Annotated in this window: 14 protein-coding genes and 1 pseudogene; 5 read left to right on the forward strand and 10 right to left on the reverse strand. The window is 59.8% G+C overall.

Annotated elements, in window-relative coordinates:
* Positions 1-372: 372 nt before the first annotated feature.
* From DXT96_RS16980 to hutH, 4 genes are all read left to right on the forward strand, one after another.
* A complete protein-coding gene (locus DXT96_RS16980; RefSeq protein WP_149901307.1) occupies positions 373-1,410 on the forward strand; it encodes an ABC transporter substrate-binding protein in 1,038 nt (345 codons plus the stop codon).
* A gap of 103 nt (positions 1,411-1,513) precedes the next feature.
* Positions 1,514-2,371 carry a proline/glycine betaine ABC transporter permease gene (locus DXT96_RS16985; RefSeq protein ID WP_153515658.1) on the forward strand — a complete coding sequence of 286 codons (858 nt, stop codon included), beginning with the start codon at positions 1,514-1,516 and terminating at the stop codon, positions 2,369-2,371.
* The gene (locus DXT96_RS16990) at positions 2,364-3,194 is read left to right on the forward strand and encodes a glycine betaine/L-proline ABC transporter ATP-binding protein (protein ID WP_153515659.1); all 831 of its coding nucleotides are present in this window, start codon (positions 2,364-2,366) and stop codon (positions 3,192-3,194) included. The genes DXT96_RS16985 and DXT96_RS16990 overlap by 8 nt, the downstream gene beginning before the upstream one ends.
* A complete protein-coding gene (gene hutH / locus DXT96_RS16995; RefSeq protein WP_153515660.1) occupies positions 3,187-4,692 on the forward strand; it encodes a histidine ammonia-lyase in 1,506 nt (501 codons plus the stop codon). The genes DXT96_RS16990 and hutH overlap by 8 nt, the downstream gene beginning before the upstream one ends.
* An 80-nt stretch (positions 4,693-4,772) precedes the next feature.
* On the opposite strand, the gene DXT96_RS17000 is transcribed toward hutH, so the two are convergent.
* The 5 genes and pseudogenes from DXT96_RS17000 to DXT96_RS17020 all read right to left on the reverse strand — a co-directional run bounded on the left by DXT96_RS17000 (position 4,773) and on the right by DXT96_RS17020 (position 8,548).
* A complete protein-coding gene (locus DXT96_RS17000) occupies positions 4,773-5,555 on the reverse strand; it encodes a pyrroline-5-carboxylate reductase (protein WP_153515661.1) in 783 nt (260 codons plus the stop codon).
* Between the two features lie 5 nt (positions 5,556-5,560).
* Positions 5,561-5,869 (reverse strand): annotated as a pseudogene (locus DXT96_RS17005) (FCD domain-containing protein); the annotation flags it as partial.
* A gap of 303 nt (positions 5,870-6,172) precedes the next feature.
* Complete coding sequence (locus DXT96_RS17010) at positions 6,173-6,919, reverse strand: F0F1 ATP synthase subunit A (protein WP_149901302.1); 747 nt, start codon at positions 6,917-6,919, stop codon at positions 6,173-6,175.
* Positions 6,920-7,017: 98 nt separating this feature from the next.
* On the reverse strand, positions 7,018-7,341 hold the full coding sequence (locus tag DXT96_RS17015; RefSeq protein ID WP_153515663.1) for a hypothetical protein: 324 nt from the start codon (positions 7,339-7,341) through the stop codon (positions 7,018-7,020).
* Positions 7,342-7,396: 55 nt separating this feature from the next.
* Positions 7,397-8,548 (reverse strand): calcium:proton antiporter, encoded by a 1,152-nt coding sequence (locus DXT96_RS17020; protein ID WP_153515664.1) that lies wholly within the window; start codon positions 8,546-8,548, stop codon positions 7,397-7,399.
* Positions 8,549-8,864: 316 nt separating this feature from the next.
* On the opposite strand from DXT96_RS17020, the gene DXT96_RS17025 reads away from it, so the two are divergent.
* Positions 8,865-9,149 carry a K+/H+ antiporter subunit F gene (locus DXT96_RS17025; protein ID WP_149901300.1) on the forward strand — a complete coding sequence of 95 codons (285 nt, stop codon included), beginning with the start codon at positions 8,865-8,867 and terminating at the stop codon, positions 9,147-9,149.
* Between the two features lie 267 nt (positions 9,150-9,416).
* On the opposite strand, the gene DXT96_RS17030 is transcribed toward DXT96_RS17025, so the two are convergent.
* From DXT96_RS17030 to DXT96_RS17050, 5 genes are all read right to left on the reverse strand, one after another.
* Complete coding sequence (locus DXT96_RS17030; protein ID WP_149901299.1) at positions 9,417-11,108, reverse strand: flotillin family protein; 1,692 nt, start codon at positions 11,106-11,108, stop codon at positions 9,417-9,419.
* A gap of 31 nt (positions 11,109-11,139) precedes the next feature.
* Positions 11,140-11,775, reverse strand: a complete 636-nt coding sequence (locus DXT96_RS17035; RefSeq protein ID WP_153515665.1) for an OB-fold-containig protein — start codon at positions 11,773-11,775, stop codon at positions 11,140-11,142.
* Positions 11,775-12,887 carry a PspA/IM30 family protein gene (locus tag DXT96_RS17040; RefSeq protein ID WP_149901297.1) on the reverse strand — a complete coding sequence of 371 codons (1,113 nt, stop codon included), beginning with the start codon at positions 12,885-12,887 and terminating at the stop codon, positions 11,775-11,777. Before DXT96_RS17040 ends, DXT96_RS17035 begins: the two co-directional genes overlap by 1 nt.
* Before the next feature lie 92 nt (positions 12,888-12,979).
* Positions 12,980-14,518, reverse strand: a complete 1,539-nt coding sequence (locus tag DXT96_RS17045; protein ID WP_153515666.1) for an FAD-dependent monooxygenase — start codon at positions 14,516-14,518, stop codon at positions 12,980-12,982.
* Between the two features lie 254 nt (positions 14,519-14,772).
* On the reverse strand, positions 14,773-15,627 hold the full coding sequence (locus DXT96_RS17050) for a LysR family transcriptional regulator (protein ID WP_153515667.1): 855 nt from the start codon (positions 15,625-15,627) through the stop codon (positions 14,773-14,775).
* Positions 15,628-15,657: the final 30 nt, after the last annotated feature.

A 15,657-nucleotide genomic window follows, 5' to 3' on the forward strand; every position in this document is an offset into this window, starting at 1 on the left:
TGCGTGGTTATGAACCGTTTATGGTTCCGATGGTTTGCAGACGACCGCATAGGTTTCGGCGCGAGACGGCTGGATTGGCCGCGTTCAGGGTTCGGACGGTGCCGGCTCTCCAGTCGCTCTTCCATTGCCGTTCCGGCTTGCTGCCATTCTCTATCACCCAAGCTGTTTCATCAAAGTTGTATAGTGAACTTAAGGGAAGTTACTTTCGTTGCCGGCAGGGAATAGGTGTCTTGTTAGCGCCTGCTGCGAACGGTCCTGCTGACCCGACGAAAGGTCGATATTCGTTCATCATATTTTCAGGGAGATCCTGCGCCGGCACCGCATGAATTTGTGCCGACAACATGCCAACCATCAATCAAAAAGGGGAATAAGATGTTGAATGCAAAATTTAAATTCGCGCTTGCCGCCACTGCCCTGTTTGCGGCGCTGCCCTTGGGGTCGGCCCATGCAGCCAGCTATTGCGGCGAGGGGAAGACTGTTACTTTCGCCGGCATCGACTGGGAAAGCGGCGCCTTCGTCACCGAAGTCATGAAGGCCATTCTGTCGAAGGGATATGATTGCAAGGTTGATTCCATTCCCGGCAATTCGGTGACCCTGGAACAGGCCACGGCCAATAACGACGTTCAGATTTTTGCCGAGGAATGGATCGGCCGGTCCGACGTCTGGAACAAGGCCGCTGCCGCAGGACAGGTTACCTCGGTCGGCAAGACCTTCGTGGGCGCCTCCGAAGGCTGGTTTGTTCCTGAATATCTGATCAAGGGCGACGCCACAAAGGGCATAGAGGCAAAGGCCCCCGACCTGAAAAGTGTCGAGCAGCTTTCCGATCCGAAGATCGCCGCCCTCTTTCAGGATCCCGAAGAGCCGTCCAAGGGGCGTTTTCTCAATTGCCCATCGGGCTGGACCTGTGAGGGTGTCAATACCGCCAAGCTTCAGGCCTACAAGCTCGACACGACCTACGTGAACTTCCGCCCCGGCACGGGCACGGCGCTGGATGCGGGGATCAGCGCCGCCTATCTTCAGGGCGAACCGCTGCTGTTCTATTACTGGAGCCCGACCGCAATCATGGGCAAATACAAGCTCGTGCAGCTTTCCGAGCCGGCCTACACCGAAGCCTGCTGGAAGGACCTGACAAGCGCCGATGGCAAGCGGGAGGCGGGATGCGCTTTCCCGGCGGTTGAGGTTGCTTACGGCGTCAACAGCGACTTCGCCAAGGCTGCGCCGGATATTATCGAAATCCTCGGCAAGGCGACCTTCCCGCTCGAGGAGGTCAATTCCAGCCTCGCTTACATGGTTGACGAAAAGGCCGATGCGGTAGCCGCAGCGACGCGCTTCCTGAAGACCAAGGGCGATATCTGGGGCGCATGGGTGTCGCCGGAGGCCAAAACCCGCATCGAAGCCGCGATCAAGTAGCAATCACGGGGCCGCATGCCGGATTGGCATGCGGCTTTTTCTTTTCCCGTCAGAGCCGTGACCGTCGGGGACGGAAGACGGCAAAGTGCGAGGACGCCACCCGATGTTTCCTGAGACTTTTCATATTTCCATTCGTGGCCCGATCAACGACTTCGTCCAGTCGCTTGTGGTCAACTACGGCTTCGTCTTCAAGGCTATTTCGCAGACCATTCTGCAGGTTATCCTGTTCATGGAATGGATATTGCGCGGCCTGCCATGGTGGCTGGTCCTGCTTGCCTTTCTGGTGCTGGCATGGTTTGCGGCGCGCAAGATTTCGCTTGTCCTCATGGTCGGGGTCATGCTGCTGGTCGTCGGCGCCCTCGGCCTTTGGGACCTGACGATGCAGACGCTGGCGCTGATGCTCATCGCCAGCCTGATTTCCATCATCATCGGTGTCCCGGTCGGTATCTGGCTCGCCAAGAGCCAGATCATGCGGCGTATCACGCTGCCTGTCCTTGACGTCATGCAGACGATGCCGAGTTTCGTTTATCTGATCCCGGCAATCATGCTTTTCGGTCTTGGCAAGGTCCCGGCAGTGCTCGCGACCATCATCTATGCCGTACCACCGCTGATCCGCCTGACCGATCTCGGCATCCGCCAGGTGGATCGCGAAGTGGTGGAGGCGGCAACCGCTTTCGGCAGCAGCCCGTCGCAGATCCTGTTCGGGGTCGAACTGCCGCTGGCCACACCCACAATCATGGCCGGTCTGAACCAGACGATCATGATGGCTCTTTCCATGGTGGTGGTCGCTTCGATGATCGGCGCGCGTGGTCTGGGCGAACAGGTCCTGAACGGGATTCAGACACTGGATGTCGGAAAGGGTCTCGAAGCGGGTCTCGGCATCGTCATTCTCGCCATCGTCCTCGACCGTATTACGCAGGGCTTCGGCCAATCCAGCCGGAAGGAGCGCGGCGATGACTGATATCGCAATCCGTAACGTTTCCAAAATTTTCGGCGGTAACTGGAAAGCCGCGCTCGCCATGACGAAGGACGGTGCCGACAAGGCTGAAATATTGGCCAAGACCGGTTGCAGCGTCGGCCTCGATGATGTCAGCCTCGATATTGCCGGCAGCCGCATCTTCGTCATCATGGGATTGTCGGGTTCCGGAAAATCGACGCTTGTGCGCCATATCAACCGTCTGATCGAACCGACGAGCGGTGAAATCCTGGTTGGCGGCAGCAATGTGCTTGATCTGAGCGCCAAGGACCTGCGCGACTTCCGCAATCGCCGTGTCAGCATGGTGTTCCAGAATTTCGGCCTGATGCCACACCGCACGGTTATGCAGAATGTCGTTTATGGCCAGCGTGTACGCGGCCTCTCAAAGGCGGAAGCAAACCCGATCGGCATGCAATGGATCGAGACCGTCGGGCTTGCCGGCTATGAAAACAAGATGCCCCATCAGCTTTCCGGCGGCATGAAGCAGCGTGTCGGCCTTGCGCGGGCTCTCGCTGCCGATACCGACGTTATTCTGATGGATGAGGCATTTTCGGCTCTCGATCCGCTGATCCGCGCCGATATGCAGGATCAGCTTCTGCAACTGGAGAAGAACCTCTCGAAAACCATCGTCTTCATCACGCATGATCTTGATGAGGCGCTGCGTATCGGTGCGCAGATCGCGATTCTGAAGGACGGGAAACTGGTGCAGGTCGGAACGCCGGACGATATTCTCAATCGCCCCGCCAATGACTATGTCGCCCGTTTCGTGCAGCGTCGCACGGGTGCGGCGGTCGCCCACCATGATTGAGAGCGTTGTCATCGATCAGGGCATCTCGTGGCGGGATGTCGCCATGGTGGCAAAAGGTGCACGACTGCAGCTTGCCGATGCCGCGTGGAAGCGTATCGCTGCGGCGCGTGATATTGTCGAGGCGCTGGTGTCGAAAGGCGTGCGTGGCTACGGCATCAATACCGGTGTCGGTGCCCTGTGCGATGTGATCGTGGACAGGGATCGGCAACAGGCCCTGTCGCGAAACATCCTGCTCAGCCATTCCTGCGGGGTCGGAGAACCGCTGGGGCGGGAGCAGACACGTGCCATCATGGCCGCGCAGATCGTCAATTTCGCCCATGGTTTTTCCGGCATCCGCGTGGAAACCGTCGAGGCGCTGCTGGCCCTTTTGAATGCGGATGTTTTGCCCGTCATTCCCTCACGCGGTTCGGTCGGGTATCTCACCCATGCCGCGGCAATCGGGTTGGTATTGATCGGCGAAGGCGAGGCGGTGCGTGATGGTGAAAAGCTTTCCGGCGGGCAGGCGCTGGGGGCGGTCGGTCTCTCTCCGCTTGTGCCTCTGGCCAAGGAAGGGCTGAGCCTCGTCAACGGAACGCCCTGCGCCACCGGACTTGCCTGTCTGGCGCTGTCGCATATGGAAAATCTGCTGGATTGGGCGGATGCGGCCGCAGCAATGAGTTATGAAAATCTGGGCGCGCAGCCCGATCCTTTCTCGGCGGTGCCGCTTGCTCTGCGCACATCCCCGGGGCTTCAGACCGTTGGAAACAATCTCCGCCATCTGCTGGCGCATAGCCCCCTCTTGGCTCGCTCGGCTGGGTCGCGCACGCAGGATCCGCTCAGTCTTCGCGCCGTGCCGCAAATCCACGGCGCCATTCGCGACAGCGTCGCTCAGATCGGCGAAGTGGTGAATCGCGAACTGGCAAGTGTTACGGACAATCCGGTGGTTACCGGTTCGCCTGATATGCCGCAGGTGCATTCGCAGGCCCATGCGGTTGGCGCGGCATTGGGGCTTGCGATGGATGGTCTGGCCGTCGCCGCTGCAGAACTGGCAAGTATTGCGGAGCGCCGGATCGACCGTCTGGTCAATCCGCTGGTCAGCGGCCTGCCCGCCTTTCTGGCGGAAGGCAGCGGTGTCTGTTCCGGTTTCATGATCATTCAATATACGGCGGCGGCGCTGGTGGCGGAAAACCGGCGGCTGGCTGCGCCCGCCAGTCTGGATGGCGGCATTACCTCCGCCTTGCAGGAGGATATTCTCACTCACGCCACGCCGGCGGCGGACAAGGCGCTTTCCATCATCGCCAATCTGGAAACCATTCTCTCGATTGAGATCATGTGTGCGACGCAGGCCTATGACATGCAGCCGGGAGATGCCGTTATGGCGCCCGGCACCCACGCCCTCTACCGGCGTGTTCGCGCAGACGTTCCCTTTTACCGTGACGACCGGCCACTCAATTCTCTGCTTGCGATGGTGGAGAAGTTGCTGCGTAAGACGAGCGCCGGGATCGGGCATCTGCCATAAGTATCGGCACTAATCCAGCATCGCCATCTGCGCGGGCAGTTGGTCTGTTTATCGCGGGCCTTGTCATGCACCGCCGCGGGCTATTTTGTGATCCGCTCAAAGACACGGCTCAACGCTCCCTTCAGCGCACTGGAGCCGCCATTACGGTCAAAATCCTGCAAAACCTGCTCGTTTAGCCCGCCTTTGGTGGCAAATTCACCGCTGAGATCAAGGAAGCTGGTGTCCTTGTCGGCAAGCTGTGCCACTTCGGAAAGACCGGCGAAGAGCGGGGCGAGATAGGCGCGGCCCTTTTCGTCCGGCAGGCCGTTTTCGGCCAGCCATTCGGTCGTATGCTGCATGATGCCGAAATAGGTGGCCATCAGGGCGCTAGCGGCGGCGAGAAGATCGTATTCCGCCTTTGTCTCGCATTCGACCGCATTGCCAAGACTGTTAAAAATTTCCGATGTATTGGCATCCGGCGGATAGATGGCCGTGACACCCCTGCGCCGTGCGACGAAAGGCAGGGGAATCGCCTGCGTTAGGCTGACATCCGCGCCGATCCAGTCGAAAAGCACTTCGCGGCTGGTTGCGGCAACGACGCTGATGACCTTCTGCCCATTCCGGAATCGCAGCGGGCGGATGACGTCTTCGGCGATCTGCGGCCGAATTGCCAGCACGACGGTATTGCAACCGTCGACGATAGCCTGATTATCGTCAGAAACAATCACCTGCCGAAAATCGGCAGCGAGCCCGGTCGAGATGTCCGCGTTGCGCGCTGACACCATGACATGCGGCACGGCCGCAGGCTTCAGGAGCAAGCCCCGCACCATCGCGTCGGTGATCGCTCCGGTTCCGATAAAACCAATTTTCTGAGAAAGGGACATGATGACTCCGCGGCTGCAGACGGACCGAAGGATATGTCGGTCGTGTAGTTTTCACACAGGAAGGCGATGAAATTGTCCTGAAACTGCCGGGTGTGGGCATGGACCAGTTCATCGGCCAGCTCGACATTCTTCGCCCGGATTGCTTTCAGCATCGGTTCATGCTCGTCCGTCAAAAGATTGCCGTCGCCGGTTCGTTCCAGATATTCGAACTGGAGACGTAGCATATGCTGGCCCTGATTGAGAAGCCGCTCGTAGGAGGCGCGATGGGCATTCTTGGCGGCATAGGCGACAGCCATATGAAATTGGGCTGCCGCATGTCGGGGTGATGAGGCTTGCTCGGCCGGCACGGTGTTTGCTCCGTCCGGATCAGCCGCCGTACTGAGTATCGGTGCGACATTCCTGCCGTCGAGGCGCTCCTGGATCGGTGAGGTAAATGGCATCAGCTACGGCATCATCGATCTTCCGACAGAAGCGGGGAAATCGCCATTTTGCGTGCCGGCGGGCTTCTGCGTTTGATCCTTGAACGCAGACACCGGCCTTCCGGGGAACGTCAGCGCGCCTGACGTCCCTTTTGCGGGCCTTTTGCGGACAAGGACGTTCGGCACGCCGCTGATGTTTCAGTGTCCCGGATGCAGTGCGTCGTTAAGATACATGCAGGTGAGCATAGTGAATACATAGGCCTGAATGCCGGCCATCAGGAATTCGAGAGCCGTGATCGCGACCGTCATGAAGAGCGGCGCGATGGCGCCGATTACCCCCAGCGCATTGACGCTGGCGAGGGAGACGACAAACCCTGCAAAGACCTTCAGGGTGATATGGCCCGCAAGCATGACCGCAAACAGGCGGACGGAATGGCTGACGGGGCGCGAAATATAGGAGATGATTTCAATCGGCACGATGATGGGAGCCAGGATTGCCGGGATTCCTGCGGGTTTGAACAGGCCGAAAAAACCAATGCCGTGTTTGAACAGGCCATAGAGCGTGACGGTGCCGAACACCATCATGGCGAGGCCGAAGGTGACGATGATCTGGCTCGTTACTGTAAAGGCATAAGGAAACATACCGATCATGTTCGCGAACAGGATGAACATGAAAAGCGAGAACACGAAGGGGAAGAACCGCATCCCCTGTTCGCCGGCATTGTCACGCAGGGTCTTGGCGACGAACTGGTAAAGCATCTCCGCGCTCGATTGCCAGCGGCCGGGCACGAGACGGGCTTTGCCGGTTGCCAGAAGCAGGAATGAACTCGCCAGTGTGACGGTGAGAAACATGTATGCCGAAGCATTGGTGAAGCTGAGGTCGATATCCCCGACTGTAATTTCAACGAGAGGTTTGACTTCGAATTGATCGATGGGGCCGGCCATGACAGGTCCTTCAGTAAATTGCGACAATGACGGGGATGCGCCGGTGTTCGAAGTCACGGCTGTGCCGGACGCAGGAAGACCGTGCGTGTGATGGAAAGTTAGAAATAGGGAGGGTGTTCGGTATATCGGCCATTCTGATCCCAAGATTGAGAGTCAGGGCCGTCCCCGGAACGTTTCGAGGCACGGGTCGTCCCGCGCGAGGGCTTTTTAGCCAAATCGGTGACAGGTGGCAATCGTTTTCGGGCAAACGCATCGGCGCGGGAAAACCGGACCATATGGTTGGCGACGACAACGAATATCAAGGCCGCTGAAATCCGCGTCACCCAGCCTGGCGAGCGTTGATTTGCACTTTGTGCGACCGTTTCAGAAATGTCCCGATAGAGCATCCGCGGCGCGTTCCACATCATGAATCTCGCGATCATGGGGCCCGTCCCCGTTTGGTTTGAAGCGCGCGGGCCGTCCCGCGATGCCGTGGTCTCAGGCCGTAAACAACAGGAGACCAAAGATGACGAACAGCATCAGATGCAACAGTCCCTGCGCCGCGGAGGTTCGCCTGCCCAGATAGGTCAGGGTTGTCAGCGCAACCGTCAGGGCAAACAGGATGGTTTCGGTGGGCGAAATTCCGAAGATCACCGTTTTGCCGGTGACGAGGCCGACCGTCAGGACCGCCGGGACCGTGAGCCCGACAGTTGAAACAAACGCACCGAGGCACAGATTGATTGCCCGTTGTGTCTCGTTGTTCAACGCGGCCTTCACGGCCGTGATCGATTCGGGCGTAAAGACGATGATCGCAATAAGAACGCCGCCAACGGCCACCGGAGCGCCAGCCTGCGCAACGCCGTAATCGATAACGATGGCGAGGTCGTGTGCGAGCAGCACGATCGGCAGCATCAATCCGATCAGAAACATCGAATGAACGATGTTCTTTTTGTTGGCATGACCGTCCGTCGGATGGTCTGGAGCCTGACGCGTGAGAGGTTCTGTCAGCCTGATCGACATCCGGCCCGGTGCGGGCTGCATGAAGTGGCTGCGGTAGCGGCCCATCTGGAGGGCGAGGAAACTGCCGTAGACAATCACGGTCACGAGGGAGATGACGATGGCCTGGAGAGCGGTAAACGTGCCATTGCCTGCGGGGAGCGTGTTCGGCACAAGAAGCGCGACGCCGGCCAGAACGACCGTCATTGCAATGAAAGAAACAGCGCCGGGCGCATTATATTCCTGCTCGCCATAACGCATTGCGCCCGCCAGAAGGCAGATACCTGTCACGAGGTTGAGGATGATCATCATCACTGCGAATATGGAATCTCTTCCGATTGTCGGCGCCTCATTCGGCCCCAGCATCACCGCCGCAATCAGGATCACTTCGATTGCAACGATCGACAGCGTGAGAATGAGCGTTCCGTAGGGTTCACCCAGTTGATGGGCCAGTTCATCGGCCTCTTTCACGACCCCGAAAGCCGCCATCAGGATTGTGGCGAAGAGTACGAGAAAGCACGAGATGGCAATGGCTGGCGTCATATCAGGCGAAAGCCATGACTGGCCGGACAGATGGAAAACGGCGACGACCAGCCAGGCCACGACGAATTTCGGCCAGGGAGTGCGGAGAAAGGATGGAGTTTTGTCAGACATTGCAGGCGACCTCTATCTGGGGTCGTCCCCGGCAATCTGTCGCATTCGGGTCGTCCCGAACGAAGCTCTGTCAAGCTGTTGATGTCAGCGATAGCATGGCAGGGCTCCTGAAAGCAATGGCGCAGTCGGGCCGCCGCCTTGATGATAAGCGCCATTGGTGATAGCACGCAGTCGTGCAGGACGACCTGCGCCATCCGGATCAAATGGGGACGGCCCCGTGTCTAAAGAACACGTGGAGCAAGGCCATGATCTCTCATAATTGCCCTGAACAGACCGGTATTTTTCTTCGGCACGACCCTGTTGAACGGTGCCGTTGATGTTGATCGCAGATATTATTTACTGGTCCACCACCCTTGCCCAGGGGATGCTTCTGCTTGCCATGGCATTCGCCGCATATCGCCTGATCAAGGGGCCGAGGGCACAGGATCGTGTCATGGCGATCGATACGATCTACAATATTGGAATATTGCAGGCGCTGGTGCTGGCGATCAAAACCGGAAACGCCCTTTATCTTCCTTTCATTCTGATACTCGCAATTCTCGGCTTCGTTTCGACCGTCGCGCTTGCGAAGTTTCTGATGCGAGGTGAGGTGATTGAGTGATGTGGCAGGTGACTGTGCCGCTGGTGGGATTGAGTACTGCACTCATCGTCGGACTGCAGGCACGGAAAACTGCTCGGGGTGAATTGAATGCCGGCTAATTAATAGCGAACACCGGAAGATTAATGCGCATCCCTTTCGATGCGCATGGCAGGCTCGCGGAGAGTGTCTCTAGAACAGAAAGAGCGCGGCCATCGTCAGATTGACCGCGCTTGATGTCGTTGCCTGGAGTGCCGGCCGGAAGGAGTGCCGGGGCCTCCTTACGTCTCCTTACGTCTCCTTACGTGGCTGTTTTTCCGACGTTGGCCGGCCCGTGCCATTCGTGATCGAAGCTGCGAGAAGGGCCTGTGTCGGGTCCGCCCCCTTGAAGCCTGCCTGTGCAAGGATTTCGTCTAGAACTGGCTTCTGCGCAGTAAAGCTCAGCAGCTGGCTTGAAAGATCGCCCAGGCCATTGCCGCTTTGGCCGTCGCTGCCGCCGCCGAGCGCACCGGCCAGATTGCCGGCGCTGAAGATGCGGATGTCGGAAATCTTCTCGATGGGTTTCATCGCTTCGGCCAGCGCCTCGGGGATGATGGCGATCCTTGCGCGGGCAAGTTCGAATTCGATGATGTCGCCGGAAAGTGCGTTGCGTGCATCGTTCTTCGCCCGCTCCGCCTGCGCCTCCGCATCGCCAAGCGCGATGATGCCTTCGGCGCGGATTTTTGCGGCCTGCGCCTCGGCGTCGGCACCGATCTTGGCGGCGGCGGCGAGGTTCTCCGCAGCTTCGCGCTCCGCTTCCGCCTTCACGGTGATCGCCGTCGCTTCCTGTTCGGCAGCCTTGCGGGCGTCGATCACGGCGATGCGTTTGGCGCGTTCGGCGATTTCCACTTCGCGGGCGGTTGCCACCTGCTCTTCGGCGGTAATGGCCGCTGCCTTGGCTTCATCCGCCTTGGCACGTGCAGCCTGTTCCTGCTCCACCTTCTGGGCAACGGCGATTGCCGCTTCGATCCGGGCGGTTTCGGTGATCTTGCGGGCTTCCGCCTCGCGCTCGGCAATGCCGCGCTCGGCCTCGATGCGGGCGGTCTCGCGCGCTTGACGGGCTTCCGCATCCCGCTCGGCAATGCCGCGTTCGGTATCGAGCTTGGCGGTCTCCTCGTTCAGGCGTGCCGCCTGTTCGGCGCGTGCCGCCTCTGCCCGGGTTTCCGCAGTCTTGTTGGCGATATCGCGTTCCTGCGTCAGTTCCGCATCGCGCTGTTCGCGTTCGATCGTCAGGCGTCGCAGGACTGCCTCGCGGTCCTTGGTGGCGATCTCGACTTCGTTGTCGCGGACGATCTGGTTGCGCTCGCGTTTGCGCTCCTCGGTGATCCGCGTCAGTGCCGTCAGGCCTTCGGCATCGAAGGTGTTGTTGGGGTTGAAATGCTTGATGTCGGTCTGGTCGAGCCGCGTCAGCGAAACCGATTCCAGTTCCAGACCGTTGGATTGCAGGTCATGCGCGACGGCCGCCTGCACGGATTTGACGAATTCGGCGCGCTGTTCCTGCAGGTCGCGCAGCGACATGGTTGCGGCAACCGAGCGCAGACCGTCGACAAATTTCGCTTCGACCAGGGATTTCAGCGCATCGGCATCATTTGTCCGGTCGCCGAGTGTCTGGGCAGCGAGTGCGATATTTTCGGCGTCCGGCTTCACGCGCACGTAAAATTCGGCGGTGATATCGGCGCGCATGCGATCCTTGGTGATCAACGATTCAAATTCGGACCTCTTCACCTCCAGCCGCAATGTGCTGAGCGAGACCCAGGAATAGGAATGGAAGATCGGCAGAATGATCGCGCCGCCGTCGAGAACGACTTTTTTGCCGCCAAGGCCGGTTCTGACATAGGCTTTATCGCGTGTAGAACGCGTATAAAGCGATGCCATGATGATGCCGATGACGACGATTGCTGTGACGATGACCCCGGCAATCAGGCTCAAAGAAAAGAAGTCCATGGTGAGTTAACCCCTGTTGTGCCCGCTATTATTAATTTTCCAGATCCGGCGGTGCGGGGATGGCCTGGAAAAGGCCATCCGCCCCATCGACGATCAGCACCTGCGCACCCGTATCGATCGTGTGACCGGATGCGGCCTGTGCGCGCAGGAAGTGAATATTGTCATGCCGGTCCTTGACCCGCACGGTGCCGGGCTTGCCCTGATCGAGAGGCCCGATGGTGACCGTGCCGACAAGCCCCAGAAAGTCGGCCTGCTCGAGCGCGTTGGTTTCATCGCGCGGAATGATCTTCGCAACCGCACGGCTAAGCGACCGCGTGGCCGGAATGGCGGCGGCAATGGCGCCGGTCACGGCCACGGAAAGCGGCAATGGCCCGAGAAGTGTTGCGGAAGCCAGCCCCTGAATGAAGAAACCGGTGACGGAAAAGGCCGAAAGCAGAATGACCGCGAGAACCAGAAGCGGCACGCCGCCGGCATTGAGCCAGGACATCCAGCTGCCAAGTAATCCAGCTTCGGCATCGCCCGGCGCATGGTGGCTGAAACTGTCGTCCAGCAGTCCCGAGGCCGACACGCCGAGCAGGACCGAGACGAGTTCAACGATGCCAAGGCCGGCGACCGTCAAGAGGGCGATCCAGAAGGGCGCTGTGCCTGGCTGGACAATGCCCTCCATCAGCGTTGTCCCTCACGGAAAGCCTTGAGCCGTGCTTCGATGGCGCTCTGGCGCTGCATGCGACCAAGTTCTTCCACCTCCGCTGCTCCGGTATTTGGCTTGGCGGGGGTGCCGGTCACCCTTTCGATGGCTTCGAGCGCTTCGGCCAGGCGCCGATCATTGCGCTGCGACGGGGTTGCATCGACCGCCGCCGGTGTGGCGCGTTCGGCGCGCTTGGCGTCTTCGAGCCGCTTTTGCGCATCCGCTTTTGCGGAAGCGATGCTGCGCAAGGTTGTTTCCGCTTCGGCAATTTCGGCGGCATTCTCAAGGATCGCCTTGTTCAGCGCTTCACGCTGCGCTTCCAGATCGATCTGCAACCCGGTTGCGGCTCGGGCCAGATCCTCGCGACCGTTCTCCAGCCCGATCCTGATCTTGTCGTCGAGGTCCTGAATTTCCTCATCGAGATCGGCGGCTTTGGCCTTTAGACGATGGCCTGCGGCAACCGCCACGCCGAGGGCGGAGCGGGCTTCCTCGGCGATCTTTGCAATTTCCCGCACCGCCTGCTGCGCGACGGCAACCGGATTGGATGCCTCCGCCGCATCGACGGCGTTGTTCATGACACCGGCGATGACACGCCCGAGCCGCCCGAGAATACCTTCATTGTTCATCGAAGCCTCCCTGTTCGGTTGGAAGCCGGTTTTTATGCCGGCATGGATGCTGATGGTTTCGCCTTCAAAAACGAGACGCGCTTCTGAAAAGTCATTCCAGCCGTCGTGATAGCCACGAACGGTATAGGGCACGACGACGCGGCCCGAGAGGGTGGCGATGCTGAGGCTGTCCGGCCCCTTCACCGAAAACAGCTTGCTGTCGAGCGGGATGTCGCGCACCGGTTCCTGCGGATCACGCTGGCTGTGGTCGCGCAAAGCCAGCGTCACCATGCGGGAGGGAAGACCTGTCTTGACCCTGATTTCCTCGTAGGCGGCCGCATGCAGCGCTACGAGGTTGGCGCCTTCGGTCTGATCGAGGATCGCCATCGCACGCCGATAGGCAAGCAGCGTTTCTTCGAGGGAAGACCGGTCTTCCTTCGAAAGATTGAGTGCCAGAACGACGTTGGACAAAAGTTTCGTGCTCATGCGAAATAGATAAAGCACTTCATTGGTGCTTTCAAGAAGGTAGTGCGAATTTTTCAACCTGACATAAGCTGATTTCCCGCTTCAGCTGTACTTTAAGCCGCGCCGAACCATCTGTCAGCGGCTTCTATAAGTTTCTCCCTGTCAGGAATGGACTCCGTGGCCCAGGCGACGATGCCATCGGGACGTATCAGCAAGGCGCTCAATCCGAGCTCATCCATGGCGTTGCCTGCGACATAGGAAACCCGCCCGTTCCAGCGGCCAGTCAACGCTTCGAGCGATGCATTCGCGCCAAAGTCCAACAGCAGAGCTTTTCCCTCTCTCAGAAGTTCGCCGGTCTTCCTTCCATCGGTCAGTACGAAATCCGGAACGCTGCGGCCGAAAAGTGGGTGTTGGTCGCCAAGCTCATAACGAAGGGAAACACCCCATACGCGCTCGGCGAAATATGTCGCACCATCGCGGGTCTCGATGAGGTCGCGGATGATGGCCTCCAGCGCCCTCGTGCTCCGGCTTGGGCGCATGAGAGCGACCTGGGCGCGCGACCAGTCGAGGACCTGTGCACCCACCGGGTGCCGCTCGCTGGTATAGGTGTCCAGCAATCCGTCCGGCGCATCGCCACGGATCGTCGCTGCAAGTTTCCAGCCAAGATTGATCGCATCGCCAAGCCCGAGATTTAGTCCCTGCCCGCCAAGCGGGGAGTGGATATGCGCGGCATCGCCTGCCAGCAATATCCGGCCGTTGCGATAGGTCGTGGCCTGATAGGCGCGATCCGTCCATGTCGTTGCAAGTCTGAGGCCAGTAACCGTGACGTCGGTGCCGGAGACATGCCGCAGGACAGTCTGCACATGCTCCGTTGTCATCGGCTGGGTTCGGTGAAACCGGCCGCCGTCGAAATCGACCATCGCGATGGTTCCGGGCTTTTGATAGGTATACATGCCGGTCGACGTGTAGTGGCGGCCCGGAGCGAGTTTTTCAGGATACGCCATTTCGATCTCAACGGAATAGCCGGTAAATTCAGGAGCTGTGCCGACGAAATCGAAACCGCCCGCCTTGCGCACCGTGCTGCGGCCACCATCGCAGCCAACGAGCCACCGTGCGTGAAATATCTGGCCACCGGCGCGAATGGTCACGACCTCATCCGACTGTTCGAAACCATCAACGCCGGCGCCCCGCCTGATTTCGGCCCCCATGGCGGTTGCGCGTCTCTCCAGAATGGCTTCGATCTCTTCCATGCTGGAGGCCAAGGTAACCGGCGTCGAATCCGGTAGGCGATAGGTCCACTTCGACGCATCGATATTGTCGTGGAAGAACTGGATACCGGCGAAATGGCCGCCTGGCCGGCGCTGCTGGTGCATCCAGTGCGCGGTCAGTCCATGGCTGCCGTCTGGCGGTTCTTTCTTCGGCTGATTTTCGGCTATGTCCTCCAGCAGACCCCGGCGATGGAAACTTTCGACGGTGGGTGCGGAAAGACCGCGCATGCCGAAGGGAAGTTTTTTGAGCGGCGAGGAAGGGTCGCTGGCCTGCTCAAGGACCAGCACCGAGAGCTTTGCCAGCCGCAACTCACAGGCGAGAAACAGCCCAACGGGACCGGCGCCGGCAATCACGACATCGTAAATATGAGGGGTATTTGACATGAAATGCTCCTTTGGTCGTTCGACCGGAGCGGCTCGTCGTTTTGACAACCACACGGACGAACAATTGGACGCCTTGACAGCGTCGTTGTTCGTCGTGGGACTCATGCGCGGGGCATGGACAGAGCTTTCGTTTCCGAAAGGACTTGGGCTAGACCACACCAAGTCGTGCCTTTTTCGACATTTCTTCTATAACGCCGGAACGGTGGGTCGGCAAGGCAAATCCAGCGTCCCGTCTGTCCGGCAATTCTCATTCCTTACGACCCCGGCCGATGCTCCCGGAATGCGGCGGCAAGCGTGCGCAGCGCCTCGCGGGATCTGCTGTCGGTGAGGGTGGAGAACATCACGACCTCGGTGGAGGGCAGCGACGGCAGGCCGAAGCGCTGGCTGACCTCGATCGTGCCGGGCGGTGCAAGACGGCAGGAAAAGGCGGAAATGGCAAGACCGGCCGAGACCGCGGCCGTAACCATCGACGAGGTGCCGCCAAGAAACACCTCCGTCCAGGCGATGGCGGCCGAATCCAGCGCGCGGGCAGCGATGTCGCGCACGCCGCAGGCGGGCGAAAGTGCTGCCAACCGCAGGGGTTCACCCTGACGGTGTTCGAATTGCGGAGCGGCGTACCAGCCGAAATGCTCCGGCCCCAGTACCTCGCCGTCGCGCCGGTCGTCTTCACGCCGGATGATCGCGGCGTCGATTTCGCCACGCTCGAAGGCGTCCAGCAGCACACGGGAATTGTCCATGCGCACTTCAATCGTCAGTCCGGGATCATGGGCATTGAGCCGCGCCAGAAGGGTTGGCACCTCCGGCCCCGCAACATGGGCGGCAATGCCAAGGCCGAAACGGCGGCGCGGGGATGAAAGGCCGGCAAGGGCACGATCATGCGCGGCGAGGAATTCGCGGGCGGGCGCCAGAAACACCGCACCTTGCGCCGAAAGCCGCACCGAACGGGGCGTGCGCTCAAGCAGCCGCTGGCCGAGCCGGTCCTCGAGCCGCTTGAGCTTGACGCTGATGGCGCCCTGCGTGCTTCCCAGTGCTTCGGCAGCGCGGGTGAAGCTCTGCATATCGGCAATGGTGACAAAAGCCTCGACGGCATCCACATCCAGCGTGCGCATATCGGTAATTCCAATTTGTTGTCTCTGAAA

The organism is Agrobacterium sp. ICMP 6402 (genome assembly GCF_009498615.1).
Classification (GTDB): domain Bacteria; phylum Pseudomonadota; class Alphaproteobacteria; order Rhizobiales; family Rhizobiaceae; genus Agrobacterium; species Agrobacterium burrii.